The organism is Chamaesiphon sp. OTE_20_metabat_361, from assembly GCF_031364565.1.
This window is the reverse complement of the sequence record NZ_JANLWO010000312.1, coordinates 1-5,064: the sequence shown is the minus strand read 5'-3', so window position 1 is coordinate 5,064 and position 5,064 is coordinate 1. Positions and strand designations below refer to the sequence as shown.

The window sequence follows — 5,064 nt, the reverse complement described above, 5'->3', positions numbered from 1 at the left end:
AGGACATCGACCGATCCGAATTTTGGTAGATGCCGCCCAATCAGTCGGTTTATTGCCGTTAAATTTAGGACAATTGGGCATCGATTTTTATGCCTTCACCGGACACAAGTGGTGGTGCGGCCCTGAAGGTGTCGGCGGACTATATATTCATCCCGATGCGTTAGCTAGTCTCGATCCAACCTTTATCGGATGGCGGAGTCTGGACTACAGTAACTCAGATTTGCCCTTAGTTAGAGATGCGCGGCGGTATGAGGTGGCGACATCGGCTTATCCCTTATATGCTGGACTGCGTGCGGCAATTGCAACGCATCAAAGTTGGGGGAGTGCGGCAGATCGCGCTAGCAAAATCGTGAGCTTGGCTACTTATCTATGGGAAAATTTACAGCAAGTACCAGGGATTAACTGTCTCAATCAGACGGCACCGCAGTCGGGTTTAGTATCTTTTCAGGTACGATTATCCAAGGGAGAGGCTACGCTAACGGCAGATCGTGCTAAGTTAGTCAAAGATTTGGAAGATCGACATTTTTATCTACGAACGATCGTCGATCCCGCTTGTATTCGTGCTTGTACGCATTACTTTACTACTACTACCGAAATAGATGAATTAATTCAATGTTTGCGCGAGCTAATAAGTTAATCAATATCAAAGCCGATCCTATGTCAACGCCGACGATTTATATTACCATCACCGCACATGGTTTCGGTCATGCCGCGCGAACTGCCTCGATCGCGGGACACCTCCAAAAGCTACTACCGACCGTAAAGTTAATTATGGTAACTACGGCTCCTAAATGGTTGTTGGCATGTTACATCGATGGTGATTTTATTTATCGTCAGCGAGGGTTTGATGTCGGCGTAGTCCAGGCAGATAGTCTGAAAATGGATCTAGATGCTACCTTATCCAAGTGGCAACAGATTATTACAGCTAAAGATGAAATTATCGCTGAAGAAGTAGCATATTGCCAAGAACAAGGCGTAAATTTAGTATTCGGCGATGCCCCACCATTAGCCACTTTAATTGCTGAAAAATTAGGTGTGCCCTGTTGGATGTCTGGTAACTTTGGGTGGGATTTTATCTATCGGGATTGGGGGAGAGAATTTACGGCAATTGCCGACTGGATTGGCGATTGTTACGGACGATGCGACAGGCTTTTTCGCGTTCCATTACACGAATCGATGGCGCGGTTCCCAGTCATTGAAGATGTCGGCTTAACTGGCGGCGATCCAAAATATCCCGTGGATTTCATCCGCGATAAGTTTGATATTCAGCCAGCCAAACAAACAATTTTACTCACATTTGGTGGATTGAGTCTCGATGCCATTCCTTATCAAAATATCGATCGATTCCCCGATTATCGATTTATCACCCTCGATGCTCATGCGCCAGATCGGCCGAACTTAGTCAAAGTTTTAGATCGTGCCTATCGTCCGGTTGATTTTATGCCTTTGTGCGATCGAGTCCTCTCCAAGCCGGGATATTCGACTTATGCAGAAGCCTTAAAACTGCAAGTACCGATTATCTCCCTCACGCGTTCTGGCTTTGCCGAATCGGAAATTATCCTCAATGGGATGCAGGATTTTGGATACCATCAAGTAATTGGCCCCGACCAGTTTTTTGCAGACAATTGGGATTTCTTAAACTTACCACTACAGCCACCGCGATCGAGTCAAAAATTAGCCGTCGATGGCAATCAATCGATCGCACATTCGATCGTCAATTATTTTAAATAGATCGCACATTAACAAATTACACCTACGACGATCGATCCAAATAATCGCGCTCGATCGCGGCAATCAATCCTGGTAGAGTATATTCAGTTGCTTCGATATCTACCTTCCCCAATAACGAACGACAGTTAGCCGAAGTCTGCGGGCCGATCGAGGCGATCGTCACATTCAATTGCCAGTCAGATGTTAGACTAGTGCCGATCAGTTGGCAAAAGTGTGTGACGGTTTTGGCACTGGCAAAAGTAATAATATCTACTTGTCGATTCTCAAGTGCCGCCAAAATGTCTGGATCGAGCGCCAGCGGACATTGGGATTGATATGCTGGGACTTCGATGACTGTCGCACCTAAGCTAGTAAATTCTTGGACTAGCATTTCGCGTCCGCCAGTTTCTACTCGGGGAAATAAAATCCGTTGGTTGGCGGGAGAAATCGGGAAATTGCTTACCAAAGCATCAGCGATAAAATCGGGCGGAATAAAGTCTGCCGTAATTCCATATTGTTGCAGCGATCGAGCCGTTTTTTGACCGACGACGGCGACTTTGATGCCAGCTAAGGCGCGACTATCTTTCCCCGCATGTTGGAGGCGTCCGAAGAAGGCATCGACGCCATTACTAGAAGTCAGGATCAGCCAATCAAAATCGCTCAATCTGCCAATCTCCAGATCGAGATCCTGCCAGCTCGATGGCGGCACGATTTCTAAGGTCGGCATCTCTAGCACCCGTGCGCCACGCGATCGTAACATTTGACTAAATTCATAATTTTGGCCGCTAGCGCGGGTCACGAGGACAGATTTGCCCGCGATCGCGGCAGATTTGCTCGCATCCCGATTGCCAAAATCTCGGCTCACTGGCGAGGTGGACACTTCACAGTTGAGATACTCGCGCAATCTCACCACTTGTCCGACGATAATTACTGCTGGCGAGAGTTCGCTATCCCCTGTTTCGGTGAGGATCTGACCGAGATCGGAAACCCAGATCTGTTGCTGTGGCGTTCCCGCCCACCGGACGATCGCGATCGGGGTATCGATCGCCCGATCGTGTTTTAATAGCTGTGTGACTACTTCGGGTAATTGCCTAGCTCCCATCAAAATGACGATCGTCGGCATCCGTGCCAAAGCATCCCAATCGAGATCGTCGGGGAGATGAGCGGTAACGACCGCAAATCCGCGACTCAGTACTGGGTCGGTCAGAGGAATCCCCGCCAGCAACGGTGCCACTAGAGCGGTCGATAATCCCGGTACCACTTCAAAGTCACAGTTACTCGCCATCAGCGCATCGATTTCGGCGGTGACTCGTCCAAAAATAAACGGGTCGCCACTTTTGAGCCGCACTACCAGCCGTCCGGTTTGGGCGTGGGCGACCAATAATCGATCGATCTGGGATTGCGGCATACTCGGTTGTCCGCCCCGCTTGCCGACATCGACTAATTCACAAGCCGCTGGGACTAAATCGAGAATGCCACGATCTACCAAAGCATCATAAATTAGCACTTCCGCCTGGGTGAGAAGCTGTTGCGCCCGAATGGTGAGATAAGAGATATCTCCCGGCCCTGCACCCACAATATATACTTTGCTCATCGAAAATCACGTAATTTAACGATCGATCGCCAAGACGCTGTTGTCTGCGACCTTTGAACTTGGAGCGATCTCTCTGGGACTAGACATCGCTCCTGATTTAATCCGGCTACCGAATAGCATCTAGCGATCCCCAAGCGGACAAACCTATCACAGTATCACAAATTGTCGATCGGACTCGCCGATCGAACCAAATTGGTGTAAGAATATAATATGATTCCTCAGCGATCGTCCGGTATTGCCGCAGACATCGATAAGCATTGGGTAACACCAGCTTGCCACCAGCGGCGACCCCGACTGGAGCGGCACCAGGAGACAGCGATGCTCCTCGGGAAAGAGGCTTTGCCAACTGTTGTCGATCGACAACAGTTGGAGTCAGTCACCAGCATTAAGTAGCCTCGCTACCATGCCCAGCAACCACTACCAGGTAATAGCTTTCATTATATATACTTAGTTCTCTAACCCAAACATTAACATTGTGTAGATAAATATATGGTCTTGCCAACAAGTCATAATCTAGACGCTCGATCGGTTTCATAAATAGGAACATAGTGGATGAACAACGGCAAAGTCAGAATTTACGAATTGTCAAAGGAATTGAATTTGGAGAATAAGGATTTATTGGGAATTTGCGAGGGCTTAAATATTGTAGTTAAAAGCCACAGTAGCAGTATCTCAGAATCCGAAGCAGAGCAGATCGTTAAAGCCGCTAACGAAAAATTTCCCGATCGTCATAACAAGCCAGCCCGTCAGATCGCGACTGATAAGGGTGAAGCTCCAGCCGCGCCGAAAAGCGATGTTCCCAAGTCACCAGCACCAAATCCAGCGATGACCGCAGCGAACACTCCACGACCCACCGAACCCAAAGCCCGAATTTTGCAGATCGAACACAAAAGCGACCAGGCTAAGCCATCCTTGATGCCGCAGCCGCCAGTAACGGCACAGCAACCACCATTACGCCCCGCAACCCCCCAAGCTCCCAGTGTCAGCCGTCCCGTCGTGCGACCGACAAGTGCTAGTGAGGGGACTGCACCCGTAGTCCGCCGTGTTGAGTCCACTGCTGAGAGCAGCCCTAACCGAGCCGTTAGAGCGACCACCCCCATCCAGCCACCAGCACCCAAACCGCAACTGTCAGGCCCCCCAGCACGTCCCGGTCTAGCCGATCGATCGGATGAGGTCATCAATGTCGATAGTACTGCTGCACCTGCAAGTCGCGCCGCCGCGCCTAGTAAACCCATCCCTAAATCCCAACTAGTCAAAGAGCCGAGCAGTCGCCCCGCAGTTGGTGCGCCCCAAAGCCCCGGTACTGGCGTAGTCCGCCGCCCGGTTGCCAAATCTGAGAATGCACCACCACCGCTCAATCGTCCGCCGACCCGGATCGTCCAAATCAAGCCTCAAGGTAGCGGCCCCACCCGCCCTGGTGCGCCCAGTAAAGACGGTGCTGCGACTGATAAAGACGATGCGACGCCAGTGTCGAACGACCTCGAACTCAAGCGGCCACCCCTGCGGAAACCAGTAAACAAGGGCAAAGGCTGGAGTAAAGAAGAAGAAGAAATCGAAACTGCTAAATCGAAAGTTCCATCCAAAGGCAAACGGGTCAAAACAGTCGTCATCGATGAGGATGATGAAGATGACTATCTCGACGGTAACGATAACTCCAACGTGACGATCGTCAGCCTGTCGATCGCCAGACCTGCTAAGCAGAAAATCGGCACTGGCGGCGGCATCCGACCCGCAGCCGTTCCGGCTCAGCGCAAAAAGCC

5 protein-coding genes are annotated in these 5,064 nt (G+C 50.2%); 4 read left to right on the top strand and 1 reads right to left on the bottom strand.

Features of this window, described 5'->3' with window-relative positions; translation table 11 throughout:
- Nucleotides 1-637: aminotransferase class V-fold PLP-dependent enzyme (locus RMO35_RS09270; protein WP_309740473.1), on the top strand; the 637-nt coding region annotated here is incomplete at its 5' end.
- A 20-nt stretch (nucleotides 638-657) separates the two neighbouring features.
- On the top strand, nucleotides 658-1,731 hold the full coding sequence (locus RMO35_RS09265; protein WP_309740475.1) for a glycosyl transferase: 1,074 nt from the start codon (nucleotides 658-660) through the stop codon (nucleotides 1,729-1,731).
- A gap of 22 nt (nucleotides 1,732-1,753) precedes the next feature.
- On the opposite strand, the gene cobA is transcribed toward RMO35_RS09265, so the two are convergent.
- Complete coding sequence (gene cobA / locus RMO35_RS09260) at nucleotides 1,754-3,304, bottom strand: uroporphyrinogen-III C-methyltransferase (protein ID WP_309740471.1); 1,551 nt, start codon at nucleotides 3,302-3,304, stop codon at nucleotides 1,754-1,756.
- A gap of 210 nt (nucleotides 3,305-3,514) precedes the next feature.
- Here cobA and RMO35_RS09255 point away from each other — a divergent pair, with 210 nt between their 5' ends.
- The gene (locus tag RMO35_RS09255) at nucleotides 3,515-3,697 is read left to right on the top strand and encodes a hypothetical protein (RefSeq protein ID WP_309740468.1); all 183 of its coding nucleotides are present in this window, start codon (nucleotides 3,515-3,517) and stop codon (nucleotides 3,695-3,697) included.
- 159 nt (nucleotides 3,698-3,856) lie between these two features.
- The coding region (locus RMO35_RS09250) for a translation initiation factor IF-2 N-terminal domain-containing protein (RefSeq protein WP_309740465.1) at nucleotides 3,857-5,064 on the top strand (1,208 nt) is incomplete at its 3' end.

Excerpts from the sequence above, each read along its gene's own strand:
- RMO35_RS09255 (WP_309740468.1), top strand. The coding sequence starts at position 3,515 with ATGATTCCTCAGCGATCGTCCGGTATTGCCGCAGACATCGATAAGCAT.
- RMO35_RS09265 (WP_309740475.1), top strand. The coding sequence starts at position 658 with ATGTCAACGCCGACGATTTATATTACCATCACCGCACATGGTTTCGGT.
- cobA (WP_309740471.1), bottom strand. The coding sequence starts at position 3,304 with ATGAGCAAAGTATATATTGTGGGTGCAGGGCCGGGAGATATCTCTTAT.